The sequence below is a fragment of the Streptomyces sp. NPDC030814 genome (assembly GCF_055572155.1).
This window is the reverse complement of record NZ_JBVIDX010000003.1, coordinates 1-15,315: the sequence shown is the minus strand read 5'-3', so window position 1 is coordinate 15,315 and position 15,315 is coordinate 1. Positions and strand designations below refer to the sequence as shown.

General features: G+C 71.3%; 14 protein-coding genes and 1 tRNA gene. 9 read left to right on the top strand and 6 right to left on the bottom strand.

Translation table 11 applies throughout. The annotated features are described in order from the left end of the window. Nucleotides 1–10: 10 nt before the first annotated feature. The 3 genes from ACZ43N_RS06900 to ACZ43N_RS06890 all read left to right on the top strand — a co-directional run bounded on the left by ACZ43N_RS06900 (nucleotide 11) and on the right by ACZ43N_RS06890 (nucleotide 3,409). Complete coding sequence (locus ACZ43N_RS06900) at nucleotides 11–2,011, top strand: FAD/NAD(P)-binding protein (protein ID WP_468095569.1); 2,001 nt, start codon at nucleotides 11–13, stop codon at nucleotides 2,009–2,011. 86 nt (nucleotides 2,012–2,097) lie between these two features. Then, nucleotides 2,098–2,550 (top strand): DoxX family protein, encoded by a 453-nt coding sequence (locus ACZ43N_RS06895; protein ID WP_468095567.1) that lies wholly within the window; start codon nucleotides 2,098–2,100, stop codon nucleotides 2,548–2,550. A 247-nt stretch (nucleotides 2,551–2,797) separates the two neighbouring features. After that, nucleotides 2,798–3,409: a DedA family protein gene (locus ACZ43N_RS06890; protein WP_468095566.1), complete on the top strand. Its 612-nt coding sequence runs from the start codon at nucleotides 2,798–2,800 to the stop codon at nucleotides 3,407–3,409. A 111-nt stretch (nucleotides 3,410–3,520) separates the two neighbouring features. Here the strand turns inward: ACZ43N_RS06890 and ACZ43N_RS06885 are convergent, their stop codons facing one another. Continuing rightward, nucleotides 3,521–3,751 carry a DUF2277 family protein gene (locus tag ACZ43N_RS06885; RefSeq protein ID WP_468095564.1) on the bottom strand — a complete coding sequence of 77 codons (231 nt, stop codon included), beginning with the start codon at nucleotides 3,749–3,751 and terminating at the stop codon, nucleotides 3,521–3,523. A gap of 159 nt (nucleotides 3,752–3,910) precedes the next feature. Here ACZ43N_RS06885 and ACZ43N_RS06880 point away from each other — a divergent pair, with 159 nt between their 5' ends. Next, nucleotides 3,911–4,822 (top strand): ketopantoate reductase family protein, encoded by a 912-nt coding sequence (locus ACZ43N_RS06880; RefSeq protein WP_468095563.1) that lies wholly within the window; start codon nucleotides 3,911–3,913, stop codon nucleotides 4,820–4,822. 19 nt (nucleotides 4,823–4,841) lie between these two features. Here the strand turns inward: ACZ43N_RS06880 and ACZ43N_RS06875 are convergent, their stop codons facing one another. After that, nucleotides 4,842–5,771, bottom strand: coding sequence for a LysR family transcriptional regulator (locus ACZ43N_RS06875; RefSeq protein ID WP_468095561.1), 930 nt, complete (start codon nucleotides 5,769–5,771; stop codon nucleotides 4,842–4,844). Nucleotides 5,772–5,936: 165 nt separating this feature from the next. On the opposite strand from ACZ43N_RS06875, the gene ACZ43N_RS06870 reads away from it, so the two are divergent. Then, nucleotides 5,937–6,290 carry a hypothetical protein gene (locus tag ACZ43N_RS06870; protein ID WP_468095560.1) on the top strand — a complete coding sequence of 118 codons (354 nt, stop codon included), beginning with the start codon at nucleotides 5,937–5,939 and terminating at the stop codon, nucleotides 6,288–6,290. A gap of 102 nt (nucleotides 6,291–6,392) precedes the next feature. Here the strand turns inward: ACZ43N_RS06870 and ACZ43N_RS06865 are convergent. Beyond that, nucleotides 6,393–6,464, bottom strand: a tRNA-Val gene (locus ACZ43N_RS06865). Nucleotides 6,465–6,646: 182 nt separating this feature from the next. On the opposite strand from ACZ43N_RS06865, the gene ACZ43N_RS06860 reads away from it, so the two are divergent. The 3 genes from ACZ43N_RS06860 (at nucleotide 6,647) to ACZ43N_RS06850 (ending at nucleotide 9,729) form a co-directional block, all read left to right on the top strand. Beyond that, complete coding sequence (locus ACZ43N_RS06860; RefSeq protein WP_468095559.1) at nucleotides 6,647–7,423, top strand: DUF4097 family beta strand repeat-containing protein; 777 nt, start codon at nucleotides 6,647–6,649, stop codon at nucleotides 7,421–7,423. A gap of 149 nt (nucleotides 7,424–7,572) precedes the next feature. Next, the gene (locus ACZ43N_RS06855; protein ID WP_468095557.1) at nucleotides 7,573–9,018 is read left to right on the top strand and encodes a hypothetical protein; all 1,446 of its coding nucleotides are present in this window, start codon (nucleotides 7,573–7,575) and stop codon (nucleotides 9,016–9,018) included. An 84-nt stretch (nucleotides 9,019–9,102) separates the two neighbouring features. Beyond that, nucleotides 9,103–9,729, top strand: coding sequence for a DUF4383 domain-containing protein (locus ACZ43N_RS06850; RefSeq protein ID WP_468095556.1), 627 nt, complete (start codon nucleotides 9,103–9,105; stop codon nucleotides 9,727–9,729). A 24-nt stretch (nucleotides 9,730–9,753) separates the two neighbouring features. On the opposite strand, the gene ACZ43N_RS06845 is transcribed toward ACZ43N_RS06850, so the two are convergent. The 3 genes from ACZ43N_RS06845 to ACZ43N_RS06835 all read right to left on the bottom strand — a co-directional run bounded on the left by ACZ43N_RS06845 (nucleotide 9,754) and on the right by ACZ43N_RS06835 (nucleotide 14,528). Further along, nucleotides 9,754–10,893, bottom strand: coding sequence for an amidase domain-containing protein (locus tag ACZ43N_RS06845; RefSeq protein WP_468095554.1), 1,140 nt, complete (start codon nucleotides 10,891–10,893; stop codon nucleotides 9,754–9,756). Between the two features lie 106 nt (nucleotides 10,894–10,999). Next, nucleotides 11,000–12,289, bottom strand: a complete 1,290-nt coding sequence (locus ACZ43N_RS06840) for a polysaccharide deacetylase family protein (protein ID WP_468095553.1) — start codon at nucleotides 12,287–12,289, stop codon at nucleotides 11,000–11,002. 46 nt (nucleotides 12,290–12,335) lie between these two features. Then, the gene (locus ACZ43N_RS06835) at nucleotides 12,336–14,528 is read right to left on the bottom strand and encodes a transglycosylase domain-containing protein (RefSeq protein ID WP_468095551.1); all 2,193 of its coding nucleotides are present in this window, start codon (nucleotides 14,526–14,528) and stop codon (nucleotides 12,336–12,338) included. 397 nt (nucleotides 14,529–14,925) lie between these two features. Between ACZ43N_RS06835 and ACZ43N_RS06830 the strand changes: the two genes are divergently transcribed. After that, nucleotides 14,926–15,150 (top strand): FmdB family zinc ribbon protein, encoded by a 225-nt coding sequence (locus ACZ43N_RS06830; protein WP_468095550.1) that lies wholly within the window; start codon nucleotides 14,926–14,928, stop codon nucleotides 15,148–15,150. Nucleotides 15,151–15,315 lie beyond the last annotated feature (165 nt).

The following is a 15,315-nucleotide window of genomic DNA, read 5'->3' as shown; positions in this document are numbered from 1 at the left end:
GCGCCCCACCATGCGCCCCACACGCACGGGAGTTACGCCCTTGTCCGAGTTGCCAGGGATCAGCGACATCGGCGTCGCTCTCGTCGGCGCCGGCCCACGCGGCACCAGCGTCCTGGAACGCCTCTGCGCCTCAGCCCCCGAACTGCTCCGCCCCGGAACCCGGTTGACCGTCCACGTCGTCGACCCGGCCCCGCCGGGGCCCGGCCAGGTCTGGCGCACCGACCAGTCGCCGCAGCTGCTGATGAACACCGTGGCCTCGCAGGTCACTCTCTTCACCGACGAGAGCGTGGACTGCTCGGGCCCGATACGCCCGGGGCCGAGCCTCCACGAGTGGGCCGCCGACCGGGCGGACCCCGGCGGCCCGCCCGCGCCCGGCCCCGACGACTATCCGACCCGCGCCCAGTACGGCCGTTACCTGGAGTGGGTCTTCGCCGAGGTGGTGCGGAGCGCGCCGCCCGCGATCCGGGTCCTGACGCACCGCACCCGCGCGGTCCGCCTCGACGACGCCGCCGACGGCAGCCGGCGCCTCACCCTCGCCGACGGCCGCGTCCTGACGGACCTCGCCGCCGTCGTCCTCGCCCAGGGCCATCTGCCCTCGGTCCCGGACGAGGAGGAGCGCCGTACGACGGCGTACGCCGCCCGCCGCGGTCTGCGCCACCTCCCGCCCGCCAACCCGGCCGATCTGGACCTCTCCTCCGTCGCCCCCGGCGAGCCGGTCCTCCTGCGCGGCCTCGGCCTCAACTTCTTCGACCACATGGCCCTGCTGACGACAGGCCGGGGCGGCCGGTTCGTCCACGACGAGGACGAGGAGGAGCGGGGGTCCGGCCCTCGGCGGGCCCGGTCGCCGCGTTACGTCCCCTCGGGCCGCGAGCCCCGCCTCTACGCGGGCTCCCGGCGCGGGGTGCCGTACCAGGCGCGCGGCGACAACGCCAAGGGCCCCTACGGCCGCCATGTCCCGCTGGTCCTGACCCCCGAGGCGATCGCGGGCTTCCGCAAGCGCGCGGAATCCGGGGAGGCCCCCGATTTCCTCGCGGAGATATGGCCGTTGGTGGCGAAGGAGGTGGAGACGGTCTACTACGAGGCGCTGCTGCGGGTCCCGGGCGGGGAGACGACGGGAGACGACGCCTTCCGTGAGCGGTTCCTGACCGCCCCGCACCGCAGCCCCCAGGAGGCCGCCGTGCTCGACGAGTTCGGGATACCCGAGGGCGCCCGCTGGTCCTGGGAGCGGGTCGCACGGCCGTACACGGGGCTGACGTTCCCGGATCGGCGGGCCTGGCGGGGCTGGCTGCTGGGACACCTGCGTGAGGACGCCGCACGGGCCGCGCTCGGTAATGTGGCGGGCCCCGAGAAGGCCGCCCTGGACGTGCTGCGGGACCTGCGCAACGAGCTGCGGCTGATCGTGGACCACGGCGGCCTGACCGGCGACTCCCGGCGGGAGCACCTGGACCGCTGGTACACCCCCCTGAACGCCTTCCTGTCCATCGGTCCGCCCCGCAGCCGTATCGAGGAGATGACCGCGCTGATCGAGGCGGGCGTCCTGACGGTGCTGGGCCCCGGCCTGGAGGTACGGCCGGAGGACGGGGCCTGGCTCGCCCACTCCCCCGCCGTACCGGGCTCCGCCGTCCGGGTGACCACGCTCATCGAGGCGCGGCTGCCCGAACCGGACCTGCGCCGGACCGCCGACGACCTGCTCGCGTGCCTGCTGCGGGAGGGCCGGTGCCGCCCGCACCGGGTGGACGGATACGAGACGGGCGGGCTGGATGTGACATCCCGGCCTTATCGCCTGATAGACCGTCAGGGAGTGCCGCAGGAACGCCTGTTCGCTCTCGGGGTGCCGACGGAGGGGGTGCACTGGGTGACCGCCGCGGGAGCCCGCCCCGGCGTGGATTCGGTCACGCTTTCGGACGCGGACGCGGTGGCCCGAGCGGTTCTACGTGCGGCGACTGGCGGAAAATGCGACCAAGCGGAGGTAAGGACCTGGCCAGATGTTGAACTTGTAAGCATCGAGTAGCGGTGCATAACTGGAGTGACCCGCCGGTAATCCCGTCCCCACCGGTCCCTCAGGGGACCGGGTGATACCGAAGGAGTCACCCCACCATGACCGGACGCCTCAACAGCGCCCAGCCATATGTCATCGGGCTGTTCCGCATCGTCATCGGACTGCTCTTCGCCTGCCACGGCGCCAAGGGCCTCCTCGGCCTCCTCGGCGGCGCCGACGGCCAGGGCGGAACCGTCGCCACCGGAGTCTGGCCGGGCTGGTACGCGGCCGTCATCGAACTCGTCGGCGGCAGCCTGGTCCTCCTGGGGCTCGGCACCCGCTTCGCCGCGTTCATCGCCTCGGGCGCCATGGCCTACGCCTACTTCAAGGTCCACCAGCCGCAGGCGCTGTGGCCCGTCCAGAACGGCGGCGAGGGCGCGGCCCTCTACTGCTGGGCCATGTTCCTCCTGGTCTTCACCGGCTCCGGCGCCCTCGGCCTGGACAGGTTCATCGCCAAGCGCGCGACGGCCCAGAGCAGGGAGGCGAGGAAGCGGGAGCCGGTGGCGGCCTGATCGGCCTCGAGCGGCGAACACCTGCCGTCACCGCGCTGCGGGCCGCCGGGGCCTCGCCCCCCGGCGGCCCGTCCGAAACGCGTCGTCCCCCTCTCGCCGGACGGCGGAATCTCCGGCTTCTTCCGGCCGAATGAACGCCCCGTGACGGACACATGAGCCCCTGCGAGCCGTCTGTCGTACGCGGGGCGTACGCTGTTCGGTTATCACGGGATCACCGTGAGGTCGGGGGACAACAGGAGAGTGCTCGGTGCTTGAGAGTCTGGGCTGGCTGACCGCCGGCCCATGGATCTACGCCGTCGTGGCCGCGTCCATCGTGCTGGACGTGTTCCTCCCGGTACTGCCGAGCGGTGTCCTGGTCGTCGCGGCGGCCACGGCTGCCGCGGCGGAGACGGCGGCGGGCGCGATGCCCCGCGAGGTCCCCGATGTGCTGGTGCTGATCCTCGCGGCGGCCACGGCTTCGGTCCTCGGCGATCTGGTGGCGTACCGCCTGGCATGGGCGGGCAGCGCGCGCCTGGACCGCGCGATCGCCCGCTCCCGGCGTCTGACCGCCGCGCAGGAACGTCTCGGCGCGGCGCTCTCCCGCGGTGGCGGCCTCCTGGTCGTCATCGCCCGCTTCGCCCCGGCGGGCCGTTCGGTCGTCTCCCTCGGCGCGGGCGCCGCGCGCCATCGCGCCCGCGACTTCCTCCCCTGGTCCGCCCTCGCGGGCCTCGCCTGGGCCGCCTACAGCGTCGCCCTCGGCTACCTCGGTGCCCACTGGCTGGGCCCCACCTGGCTCGCGGCAGCGGTTTCCCTGGGTGCCCTCTTCGGCGCGGGCGCGGCGGCGGCGTACTTCATGCGCCACCCGCGAGCGACCGGCTGAAGGGCGGTCGGGTCCGAGCCGGTCGGATCCGAGCCGGTCAGGTCCGAGCCGGTCAGGTCCGAGCCGGTCAGGTCCGAGCCGGTCGCGTCGAAGGGGCTGCGCAGGCGCGGCCTACCCGGCCCGCCGGGCCGCGGCGCCCCGTACCTCCAGCCCCGCCAGCAACTCCGCCGTGGCGGCCGCGACCGCCTCCACCGCGTGCTCGAACACCTCGCGGTTGTGCGCGGCGGGCGCACGGAAGCCGGACACCTTGCGCACGTACTGAAGGGCGGCGGCCCGGATGTCGTCCTCGGTGGCCTCCTCGGGCATCGCGGGCGGTCGCAGGGTCTTGATGCTTCGGCACATGAGCCCAGTCTCCCGCGCGCCCCCCGCTCCCACCCGGAGAATCAAGCAAATCCTTGGGTATGGGCAAGGTTCTCCGAGGATTGACTCCACCCTCAGCCCTTGTGATCATCACGAAGACGGCCGGCCGACCGACAAGGACGACACAGGAACGAGGGGATCATGTCGACGAACGAACGGCTCACCGTGGCGGTGCTCGGCCCCGGCGGCGTGGGCGGCCTCCTCGCCGCACTCCTCGCCCGCGCGGGCAACCGCGTCATCTGCCTGGCCGGGGACGAGACGGCCCGCGCCCTGGACAAGGACGGCATCAGCGTGACCAGCCCCCGCTTCGGCGACTTCACCGCCCGTGTGGAGACGGCCGCCGACCTGCGGGAACCTGTCGACGCAGCCCTCCTCACGGTGAAGCACACCACCCTCGGCCCGGCCCTCGACCGCCTCCCGGCGAGCTCCCTGACCCCCGACACCCTCGTCGTCCCGTTCCTGAACGGCGTCGAACACCCGGCGGCCCTGCGCGCCCACTACGGCGACCGCGCCCACATCGCCCCGGCGACCATCCGCGTCGAGTCCACCCGCGTCGCCCCGGGCGTCATCGAACACGGCAGCCCCTTCGCGGAGGTCGACCTGACCGGCGACACGGCCCCGGGCGACCGCCTCAACTCCCTTGCCGGAGCCCTGGAATGGTCGGGCCTCAGCACCCGCGTCCTGTCCGACGAGACGGCGGTGCTGTGGGCGAAGATGTCGTTCCTGGCCCCGTTCGCCCTGCTGACGACCCGCTACGGCCTGCCCCTGGGCGAGATCCGCACCCGCCACCGCGAGGAGCTGACCGCCCTGGTCGAGGAGACGGCGGCGGTCAGCGCGGCGGTCGGCGCCCCCGTGGACCCGGCCGAGGCCGTGCGCCGCTATGACGCCTTCCCGCCCGCCACCAAGTCGTCGATGCAGCGCGACGCCGAGTCGGACCGCCCGCTCGAACTGGACGCGATCGGCGGTGCGCTGCTCCGCGCCGCCGAACGCCATGGCGTACCGGCCCCCGTGGCGGCGAGGGTGGTGGCGGACCTGCGCGCGGCAGGCCACTGACCCACCGGCTCCGGCCCCCTCATCCCTCGGCCGCCGCCCGCACCGCTCCCCCCACCCGCACCGCGTGCCGGGCCACCGTGTCGGCGAACGCCCGCGCCGGGGGCGAGAGCGCGTCCCACCGCCGTACCGCCCAGCCGACGGTCAGCGGCGGCAGATCGGGGACCGGCACGAAGCGCAGGCCGGGGTGGCCGGGGCCGGTCCAGCCGGGCAGGGCGGGGACGACGGCATGGCCGACGCCGAGTTCGGTGAGGAGGATCGCGGTGTCCCAGTCGGCGACCCCGGCTCCGGAAGGGCTGGTCTTTATCCCCAACTCCCGGTAGGCGGCGTCGAGATGGGCGTAGGAGGTGGAGTTCTCCGGCAGCCCGATGAGCCGCATGCCGTCCAGTTCCTCCGCCGCGATCCGCTCCCGCCCGGCGAGTTCGTCGTCGGCGCGGACGGCGAGCACCCAGGGGAGTTCGACGACGGCCCGCTGTTCGATGCCGCGGACGGCGGGCCCGAGGGTCACCCACGACAGGTCGAGGTCGCGTGTGGGGTCGCCCAGCGCGTCGACGCACCCGGCGCTCGACCGCACGGTCTGGAACTCCAGGCCCACGTCCGGGTACGACCGCCGGAAGTCGACGATGCCCTGCGCCATGAAGTGCCGCACGGTCGTGCCGCCGGTGGCGATCCGTACGACGCCGCCGTCGCCCCGCACCATCTCGGAAAGCCGGCGCAGCGCCAGGTCGAGCCCGCCGATCCCCTCGGCCGCGGCCTCCTGGAGCACCCGCCCGGCCCTGGTGGGCACGACCCCGCGGGCCTGCCGTTCCACCAGCCCGACCCCGACCTCGCGCTCCAGCCGCCGCACATGCTGGCTCACCGCCGACTGCGTACAGCCCAGCTCCCGGGCCACCGCACTGAGACTCCCGGCCCGGCACACGGCGACGAAGACACGCAGATCATCGAGAGTCATGGAGGCGAAGATACCGAAGGCCCCAAGAGAAAGCTTGGGTGACCTCCGCACAGCGGAGGCCGACCTTCCGCCCCAGGCCCACCCCCTCACTCCTTCGCATGACACGGCGCCGGAAGTGCCAGAAGGAACTCGCATCGCAAAATCGAACAGGCGTAGCATTGCCATGTGGCTAAGACCTATGACTTCCCCAGTGACCTCCTCGCCGGCCAGGAGGAGCTGCATCAGGTCCGGGCCGAGCTCCTGGCACTGCTGAAGCGGCTGCCCTGGTCCGTCGAGCCCCTGGACGGTTTCAGCGACGACAAGGGCTGGCGGCAGATCGAGCGCCCCGCGTCCCCGGGCTGGACACCCGACGAGCAGGCCGAGGTGGAGAAGCTCCGCGAGCGCGAACGCGAACTGGCGGTGTTCGTCAGCTGCCACCGCTTCTGGGCCGAGGTCGCCGCCGAGGAACGCGTCGCGGCCCGCAGCCTGTTGAAGCATGTGCACGAGACGGCGGAGGAGCGCGGGCAGGAAGGGGCCTGAGCCACGATGATCACCGCGGGGATGTGGACTCCTCGTGGACCGCGAACGCGGAAAGGGCCCGCCGGAGATCACTCCGGCAGGCCCTGACTTGTTCGACCACGGTGGGCGCGGACGGTTTCGAACCGCCGACATCCTGCTTGTAAGGCAGGCGCTCTACCCCTGAGCTACGCACCCGAGTACGAGTCGACAGCCTACATCGCCCCGGGGCGTGCCCCGCAAACCGGTAACCGGGGGTTATCCCCACCTTCGTTCCGGGAGCGGCCCGGATCCCCCCGAAGACCCCCGCTCCGTACGGTCGAAGGACGGTCGGCGGATGCCGGCGGACACAGCAGAGACCAGCCCAGGGGGAGATCGCCATGGCTCGTACGGCTCGCAGGTCACGCACGGGAACGGTGGCCGTCGCCGGGCTCGCCGTCTCACTCATGGCGTCCGTCGCCGCCTGCGGGGCGGACGCCGGGGACGACCGGGAGCCGGAGCACCGGGCCTTCGCCCTTCAGGGCCGTACGCTCACGATCGACTCCGACGACTCGGCCCTGGACCTGGTCGCGGCGGACGTGGACGAGGTCGAGGTGACCCGGTGGTTCGAGGGGCGGGTCGTCGTCGGCGGCGATCCGCGGGTGACGTGGGAGATGAAGGACGACCGGCTGAAGCTGCGGCTGAAGTGCTCCGGCATCGTCGCGGACTGCTCCGCCAGGCACCGTATCGAGGTGCCGCGCGGCGTGGCCGTCGTCGTGGAGGACGGGGACGGCAGCGTGCGCGCGAAAGGGTTCGCCCAGTCGCTGAGGATTCGGACGGGTGACGGTGCGGTGCGGGTCAGCGACATCAGCGGCCCGTTGGAGATGCACAGCGAAGACGGCTCGGTGCACGCCCTCGGTGTCGAGTCGCGCAGCGTCAGGGCCAGCACGAAGGACGGCTCGGTCAAGCTCGAACTCGACTCCGTGCCCGACCTGGTGGAGTCCCGCAGCGACGACGGCTCCATCACCATCGGGCTGCCGCGCGAGGTCGCCTACCGGGTGACGACCGGGAGCGACGACGGTTCCGTGGCCGTGTCCGTGCCGCGCGACGCGGACAGCTCCCATGTGGTGAAGGCCCACACCGAGGACGGCTCGGTCACCGTACGGAACGCCGGCTGAGCCGCCCCGCGGCCAACCGCTCACCCGGCGCACCGGTGCTGCCGTCCCACCCCGGTGATTTCGTCCCTGAACCGATCGGCCCGTGTTTTCGTCCTTGACCGGTGGGAGAATGGCACCGGTCAGGGCGGATGACAGCACGGGAGAGGGATGTGACGGCGACACCAGCAGAGCCGTACACGCCGATTGTGCCCAGCGCACGACAACCCCACAGCCGTGCACCACGACAAGCCGCCGGCCCCGCGCGTCAGCGGCCCGGCCGCCCCTTCCACCGGCGCTCCGCCGCGGGCGACGGTCTCCTGCTCCTCGGTCTCCCCCTGCTCGCCGCGCTGGCGCTGCCCGCCGCGTTCGCCGGCGGCGGCACCCGGCGCTGGTTCGGGGGGCGGGCGGAGGGTCAGCGGGCCGAGGCACAGGCGGCGAAGGACGCCGCGGCGGCCGCGTTCTACGAGCTCGACACCGCGCAGCGCGATCTGCGGATCTCGATGGAGACCATCACGGCGGTGGACGACTCCCCCGCCGCCCGCCAGGCCGTCTCCGGCTTCGAGGCGCTGGGCCTGCGGATCGACGAGGTCAGCGGCCAGTACATCGCCGCCGTCGACGCCCACGATCTGGACCGTGACGACCTGGAGGCGTCCGCCGCCGCCCGGGCCCGGACCGAGCTGACCGCGGCCAAGGACGAGCTGGCGCGGGTCAAACAGGAACTGGACCGTTTCGCCCAGGGGCTGGGCCCGCTGCTCGGCAAGGCCGAGACCCAGCTGGCCCGGCTCGCCCCGGCCGTGGAGCGGGCCCGGCAGGGCCTGCTCGCCGCCTCCAACGCCCTGGACGCCGTACGGGAGTCGGGGCTGAAGGCGGACGACCTCGCCGCCCGGCTCGCCACGCTCGCGCCCGAGCTGACCAAGCTCAACCAGGGCGCGGGCCGGCACGGCGTGAGGGAGACGCTGGAACGCGCCGACCGGGTCGTGCGGGAGGCGGAGGCGGTGCGGACGGAGGCCGAGCGGCTGCCGGAGAAGGCCGCCGAGATCGACCACCGGCTGGTGTCGCTGCGGACCCGCGCGGAGGCGCTGGGCACGCGGGCGGGGCAGGTGCCGCAGGTGCTGAGCGAACTGCGGCGGCGGTTCGTGGCGGCCTGCTGGCAGGACCTCCAGCAGGTGCCGGACCAGGCCGCGGCCAACGTCGAGCAGGCCCAGCTGAAGCTGCGCGAGGCACGGGCCGCGCGCGACGCGCAGCGCTGGCCGGACGCGACGGCACTGCTGTCGACCGTACGGGCGCTGCTGAACCAGACCGACGAGGCGGTCTCCGCGGCGGGCGACCGGCTGCGGCAGCTGAACGCGGTGCAGAAGGACCCCCAGCAGGAGATCGACCGCACCCGGTTCGCCATCCGTGACGCGCAGCGACTCGCCATGGCGGGCCGCTCCACCCCCGATCCCCGGCACGCACGTCCGCTCGACGACTCGGTGGCCCGGCTGGACCGCGCGGTCGCCGCGCTGGAGGGCCGGCACCCCGACTACTGGCACTTCCTGACCGAGACGGAGTCCGTACGGGGCACCGTCTCCCGCGTGGTCGACCAGATCCGCAGGGAACGCGGCGCGGGGGCCTGAGCAGCGGGGCCGGTTTGCCCGCCGGGACGCCCCGGCGGATGCTGAAGGGGTACGCAGGCCTCCGCTCACGCCTAGGAGGCGGACATGGCCACGCATGCCACGCACTCTCTGCGGCCCAAGGGCAAGCACGCGGGTTCCCGGCGGCGGATCAAGATCGACGAGCATCTGCCCGTCGACCACCGGCTGAGCCGGGTCTACCGGTTCGGGGCGGGCCTGATGGGGCTGTTCCTTCTCGTCTTCGGAATCCTGGGCCTCATCGACAAGGTCGGCTGGTTCGACACCCGCGGGGACGAGGTCGTGGGGCTGAACACGAACGGCACGCTGAGCGTCCTGTCGATCGCCGTGGGGCTGCTGCTGCTCGTCGGCATGGTGATCGGCGGCAATTTCGCCTCCACGCTGAACATGACGCTGGGCGTCCTGTTCATCCTGAGCGGCTTCGGCAACATGGCCCTGCTGGACACCGACTCCAACTTCCTCGCCTTCCGCATGCCGAACGTGCTGTTCAGCTTTGTCGTCGGCATCCTGCTGATGACGTTCGGCATGTACGGCAGGGTCGGCACGGCCCTGCCGCACGACAGCCCCTACTGGCGGGCCCGCCACCCGGCCCAGGCAGAGCGGGAGAACCGTGCGCGGGCCGAGGCGGAGGAGAGCAGGCGGAAACGGGCCGACGCCCTCACCGAGGACGGGGAGGGCGCCGGTACGGGCTCCTGAGAGGATCGACGGGAGTCGACGGCCTCAGGTGCGGTAGGCGTAGTAGTACGCGTTCGGGTACGAGGCGATGATGCTCGCCACCGAACGGCGGTAGGTGTCCACGTCGTGGTACGTCAGGTACGGCACACCGCTGGAGCTGCGGTAGGTCACCATCATCGAGTGGTCCTTGTCGCCGTTCCGGTCGAAGTCGACCTGGAGGACGTCACCGATGTCCAGCTGGTAGACGTTGGCCAGCGGGGTGGTGCGCTTGGCGGTCTGGGTGAACCAGGACCACTCGTTGACACCGATCCACGCGTCGGCCGTACCGTTCGAGGCGTAGTACCAGGTGTCGTACTCCTCGGGCGTCACCTTGGAGATCTGCTGCCAGCCGCCCGCCAGGAGACCCTGACTGAGGTAGTTGGTGCAGTCGCCGCCCATCGAGTTGTACTTGCGGTACGCCGGGTTGTAGTTCTTCCAGTACTTCTCGGTGTACGCCGCCATCGCCGGGTAGTTGTACTTCCCGCCGTTGATCGTCTTCGGCGCGGAAGGAGCGGGCCAGTTGGTGGCCGCCTTCGGAGCCTGGTAGACGCCCATGGGCGTGCGGCTCAGCTTGGCGTCCGCCGCCGGGACGACGGGGTCGTTGATGCGCTGGGCGCCGCCGTCCGTGCCCTTCATGGCGGTCAGTTGCCACGTGCCACCGGACGCCGTGAAGGTGAGCTGGTGGTGCGCCTCGAAGCCCGTGGACGCGGGCTCGTCGCCACGTATCTTCTTGTACTTCAGGCTCGTCCGCTCGGTGATCTTCACCGTGGCCTTCGCGCCCTTGACCTTGGTGCTGTCGACGGTGACCTGCGTGTCGGCCGAGGTGTAGGCCTCGCCCAGGGCCGCGAGACGCGCCCTGGTGCCGCGCAGGGCGCTCAGCTTGCCGTCCTCGACCTTCTTCTGGGCGCTGGACAGCTTGACGCCCCCGGTGGGCTTCAGCGACTTGCGGGCTGCCCCGCCACCGATCAGCACGGCCGTGCGGTCGGTGAGCACGTTGTCCGCGACCCGGCCGAACGCGTCCTTGGTCGCCTTCGTCACCTCGGGCGTCGACCCGGCGGCCTGCGCGGCAGTCATGGGCAGCAGCGCGGTGGCCAGTACGGCCGCCGCGACGGTCGAGCCTGCGAGGCTCAACGTCCTTGATCTCACTGCATTCTCCTTGCCCCCGAGTTGGTCGTACCCGGGGACCGAATCTTTACATGACCTCCTCAACTGAAGTAGGCCGGGGGGAATAACAAGTCGGCGAACGGGCAGACTACTTGACCACTGTCGCCCAGTCCGGCGACTGACCGGGGTCCAGATTGCGCAGGTTCGCCAAGGTCGACGGCTTCTGCACGTCCATCCAGTTGGCCAACTCCTGGAAGGACACGCACTTCACGTCCTTCTTGGTGCAGACGTTCTTGATGATCTCGTCGACGGCGTTCATGTAGATGCCGCCGTTCCACTGCTCGAAGTGGTTGCCGATGAACAGGGGCGCCCGGCTGCCGTAGTAGACGCGGTTGAAGCCGGCCATATAGGTGTCGATGGTGTCCTGCTGCCAGGTCGGATACATGGCCGGGTCGCCCTGGGTCTGGCCGTCCGACTGGTTGTAGAGGAAGTTGAAGTCCATCGACAGCGCCTGGTAGTCGTCGTTGAACGGGAGCATCTGGAGCGGGAAGTCCCAGATGCCCTCCTTCTTCGCGGGCCACACCTGGTAGGCCCCCGGCGAGCTGGCGTCGTAGCGGTAGCCGAAGTCCTTGGCCGCCTTCAGCAGGTTCTTCTGGCCCTCCAGGCAGGGAGCGCGGCCGCCGATGACCGACTTGACGTCGAAGGGCAGCGGGTCCATGTCCGTGAAGCCGGTGTTGGTCCTCCAGTTGCCGAGGAACGAGTTGAACTCCTCGATCTCCTGCTTCCACTCCGCGACGCTCCAGTCGCCGCCGCCCTTCGCACCGCAGAAGTGGCCGTTGAAGTGGGTGCCTATCTCATGGCCCTCGCGCCAGGCCGCGCCGAGTTCCTCGATGGTGGTGCGGATGTGCTCGTCGGTGGCGTAGCTGATCGCGGCGGAGCCCTTGTCGTGCTGCGGGGCGTCGTAGAGGTTCTTCTTGCTCTTGGGCAGCACGTAGATGCCGGTGAGGAAGAACGTCATGTGGGCGTCGTACCGCTTCGCCATCTCCCGGTAGTGCTGGAAGAGGTTGTCGTCGCCGGCCAGGGCGCCGTCCCAGGAGAACACGACGAACTGCGGGGGCTTCTCGCCCGGCTTGAGCGGTACGGCCTTCAGCTGCCCCTTCTGGGGGCCGGTGTAGGACGTCGAGCCGTCCCCGATGACCTTCGTCTTCCCGTCCCACTTCGGTTCGGCGGAGACCTTGCCGGAGCCGCCCTTGCTGTTCCCGCCACCGGAGGACGACGCGGTCGGCGCGGTGACCGTACGGTTCAGCACCATGTAGCCGCCTACGAGGGAGGCGACGACGAGCAGCGCGGCCAGGGTCAGGAACTGCGGCCGGGTGGTGCGGCGGGGCGGACGTGCTTTGCGGCGGCGGCCCTTGTGTGACTTGCTGCCAGGCTTCATGTGCGGCTCATTCTGCGAGGGTGGCGGGTCGGGTGCTCGTCGACGGTCAGCCGATGTTCGTCGCACGGGACCAGATGTCGTAGGGCACACCGGCGTGGGGGGTTCCGGCGATGCCGTCGAGCCGCAGCGGCTCCAGGCTCTTGGACAGATCGATGCGGTAGACGACGACCGCGGTGGACACGTCCCGCGCCGTCCCCACGAACCAGGCGGCCTTGTCGTCCTGGGTCGTTCCGCCCTTGCCCGCCACCTCGAAGGAGGCGGCGCCGGGCGAGGTGGGGTGGTCGCTGCGGAAGGCGTCCGTGAGCGCCTCGGTGACCTGCCGGGCCACCTCGCCGCCCACCGCCCGCTTCGGCTTGGGCAGGGACATCGCGACCTTGGATCCGTTGTGGGTGATCTTCCGCACCGAGTACGGCTCGGTGTGCCGGCCCTCCGCGGCGAACGTGCTGTAGCCGCTGGCCATGCGGATCGCACTGGGCGTGGCGCTGCCGACGGACATGGCGGGCACCTGCGCCCCGAAGCTGGACGACAGCAGCCCGGCCGCCTCGGCGGTGTCGCGCACCTTGTTCAGGCCGGTGTCCATGCCGAGCTGCATGAACGGGGAGTTCACCGACCTGGCGAGCGCGTCGTGCAGAGTGATCCGGCCGTAGGACCGCTTGCCGTCGTTGCGGGCACGGACCCGCTTGCCGTTCCGGTCCCAGTAGGGGCCCTCGGGGGTGGTGATGACGATCCCGTCGTTGCCGTCGTAGAGCGTCTGCGGGGTGACAGGTGTCGCCTCGCCGTCGCGCTCCTTGACGACGCCGTGTTCCAGGGCGGCGGCGTAGACGAACGGCAGGAAGGCGGAGCCGGACGGAACGGTGGTCGCGTTGGACTCGTTGTAGCCCTGTCTGCGGTGGTCGGGGCCGCCGTAGACGGCGAGTATCCGCCCGTCGGCGGCGACGGAGGAGGCTCCGAAGTGGGCGGCCTTGGCCTTCTTGGGGTTGTCCTTCGCGACGCCCGCGCGGGCCTTGGCGACGGCGTCGGTCAGCTCGGTCTGCCGCTTGCGGTCGAAGGTCGTGTAGATCTGGTAGCCGCCCATGTCGAATTCCTGGTCCGGTATCTTCGCGGCCTTCTTCGCGTACTGCGCGGCCAGCTCCACCAGGTAGTCGCTCTGCTTGCCGGTGTCGTACTGGTTCGACTGCTTCAGCGGCTCGGGGAACTTCTGGTATTTGGCGCGTTCCGACTCGGAGAGCTTGCCGAGCTCCACCATCCGGTCGAGGATCCACTCCCAGCGTTCCACGGCCCGGGCGTGGTTGGACCGGCTGAGCGCGGGGTCGTACAGGCCGGCGCCCTTGAGCAGGGAGGCGAGGAAGGCGGCCTCGCTCGCGTTCAGCTCGCTGACGTCCTTGCCGTAGTACGCCTGGGCGGCCCGCTGGATGCCGTAGGTGCCACGGCCGAACCAGCTGGTGTTGAGGTAGCCCTCCAGGATCTCGTCCTTGCTCATCTGGTTGTCGAGCTTGAGGGCGAGCATCGCCTCGTCGAACTTGCGGCCGAGCGAGCGGTCCTGGGTCAGGTAGACGTTCTTGACGTACTGCTGGGTGATCGTCGAGCCGCCCTGGGTGTCGCCTTCGCCGACGGTGCGCACCAGGGCCCGGGTGATACCGCTGAAGGAGATGCCGGGGTCGGAGTAGAAGCTCGCGTTCTCCGCCGCGAGGACCGCCCAGCGCACGTCCTCGGGGACGTCCTTCAGCGGCATCGCCTGGCGCCGCACCCAACCGGTGCGGGCCATGGGGGTCCCGTCGGACCAGAAGTAGACGTTGTCCTGCTGGGTGGCGAAGGTGTTGAGGTCCTCCGGTATGTCCGTGGCGGCGTAGGCGATGGTCAGCAGCATGGTGCTGAGCCCCACGGCCAGCCCGCCGGCGCCCAGCGACTGCCGCCAGGACGGCACCCAGCGACGCCAGTCGTGACGACCGGGACGCGGGTACTGCGGGCGTATTCGGCGGGCATACGGGGCCAGGGGGGCCAGACGCGGGCCCACCGCGGCCAGGACTCGCGCCCGGACCGACGGCTTGGGCGCCTTGCGCCTGCCCCGTCCGCCCGGCGCCGACTGCTCCGCCGGGTTGGCGAGCATGCCCGGCTCCAGCACCCGAAGCTGCATCGTCTCGTCCGCCGGCGGGGGCGGGGCCTTCAGCTCCATGGTGAACTCGGACTCAGGGAGCCGCTGCTCCTGGCGCCCCTGTGCCGCTCCCCGACGGCGGCGCATACGGCCCTCTCCTTCAGCGCTGTCCACGGCGCGCTCCGGTGCGGGGACGACCTGCGCGCTGCGCGGCAATGAACCGGCGGAGCACGGCAACCTTTCGCCCGCCCACGGCGACAAACCGACCGGGGGACGTGACTCCCGATCGACACAGGACAGCGGTCATGACTGTCCCCCCTCCCCATTTGGCATCGCCCGCGTGGACAGTCACAGCCGCCACACCCGCGGCTGTGAGCCCCCCGGTGCCCCCGGTCCCCCGGCCGCCCGGTCTCCACACAGCGACCACAAATTATCAGTCACTTTCACAACCGCCCCGGTCGACGGCGTGAAATTTTGGCCAGTGTGACCGACCAGTCGAAAACGAGCCCTCCTGGTGACACACCGTCGCGGTTAGCCTGAGCACATGCCACGCTACGAATACCGCTGCCGGACCTGCGGCGACACCTTCGAACTGAGCCGGCCGATGGCCGAGTCGTCCGCCCCCGCGGACTGCCCCTCGGGCCATCAGGACACGGTCAAGCTTCTGTCGACGGTCGCGGTGGGCGGCTCTGCCGCCGCTCCCTCCCCTGCGCCCCGGGCGGGCGGCGGCGGGGGCGGCGGATGCTGCGGCGGCGGGTGCTGCGGTTGATCACACTGTGACCAACGGCTCCCGGCCCGGGAGCGTTCATCCCCACCTCAGGCTCCCTTCAGCTTCGTTTGCCTAAGGGCTGTCCCGTAATCCGCGGTGGATCAGCGCACGGCGTCGGATGCTGGGGGCACCTCCCACGCCGTTCAGGCAGTGGGGGAGCATCGC

Coding starts and splice junctions, on each gene's coding strand:
- ACZ43N_RS06900 (WP_468095569.1), top strand. CDS start 11: ATGCGCCCCACACGCACGGGAGTTACGCCCTTGTCCGAGTTGCCAGGG.
- ACZ43N_RS06895 (WP_468095567.1), top strand. CDS start 2,098: ATGACCGGACGCCTCAACAGCGCCCAGCCATATGTCATCGGGCTGTTC.
- ACZ43N_RS06885 (WP_468095564.1), bottom strand. CDS start 3,751: ATGTGCCGAAGCATCAAGACCCTGCGACCGCCCGCGATGCCCGAGGAG.
- ACZ43N_RS06880 (WP_468095563.1), top strand. CDS start 3,911: ATGTCGACGAACGAACGGCTCACCGTGGCGGTGCTCGGCCCCGGCGGC.
- ACZ43N_RS06875 (WP_468095561.1), bottom strand. CDS start 5,771: ATGACTCTCGATGATCTGCGTGTCTTCGTCGCCGTGTGCCGGGCCGGG.
- ACZ43N_RS06860 (WP_468095559.1), top strand. CDS start 6,647: ATGGCTCGTACGGCTCGCAGGTCACGCACGGGAACGGTGGCCGTCGCC.
- ACZ43N_RS06850 (WP_468095556.1), top strand. CDS start 9,103: ATGGCCACGCATGCCACGCACTCTCTGCGGCCCAAGGGCAAGCACGCG.
- ACZ43N_RS06840 (WP_468095553.1), bottom strand. CDS start 12,289: ATGAAGCCTGGCAGCAAGTCACACAAGGGCCGCCGCCGCAAAGCACGT.
- ACZ43N_RS06835 (WP_468095551.1), bottom strand. CDS start 14,528: ATGCGCCGCCGTCGGGGAGCGGCACAGGGGCGCCAGGAGCAGCGGCTC.
- ACZ43N_RS06830 (WP_468095550.1), top strand. CDS start 14,926: ATGCCACGCTACGAATACCGCTGCCGGACCTGCGGCGACACCTTCGAA.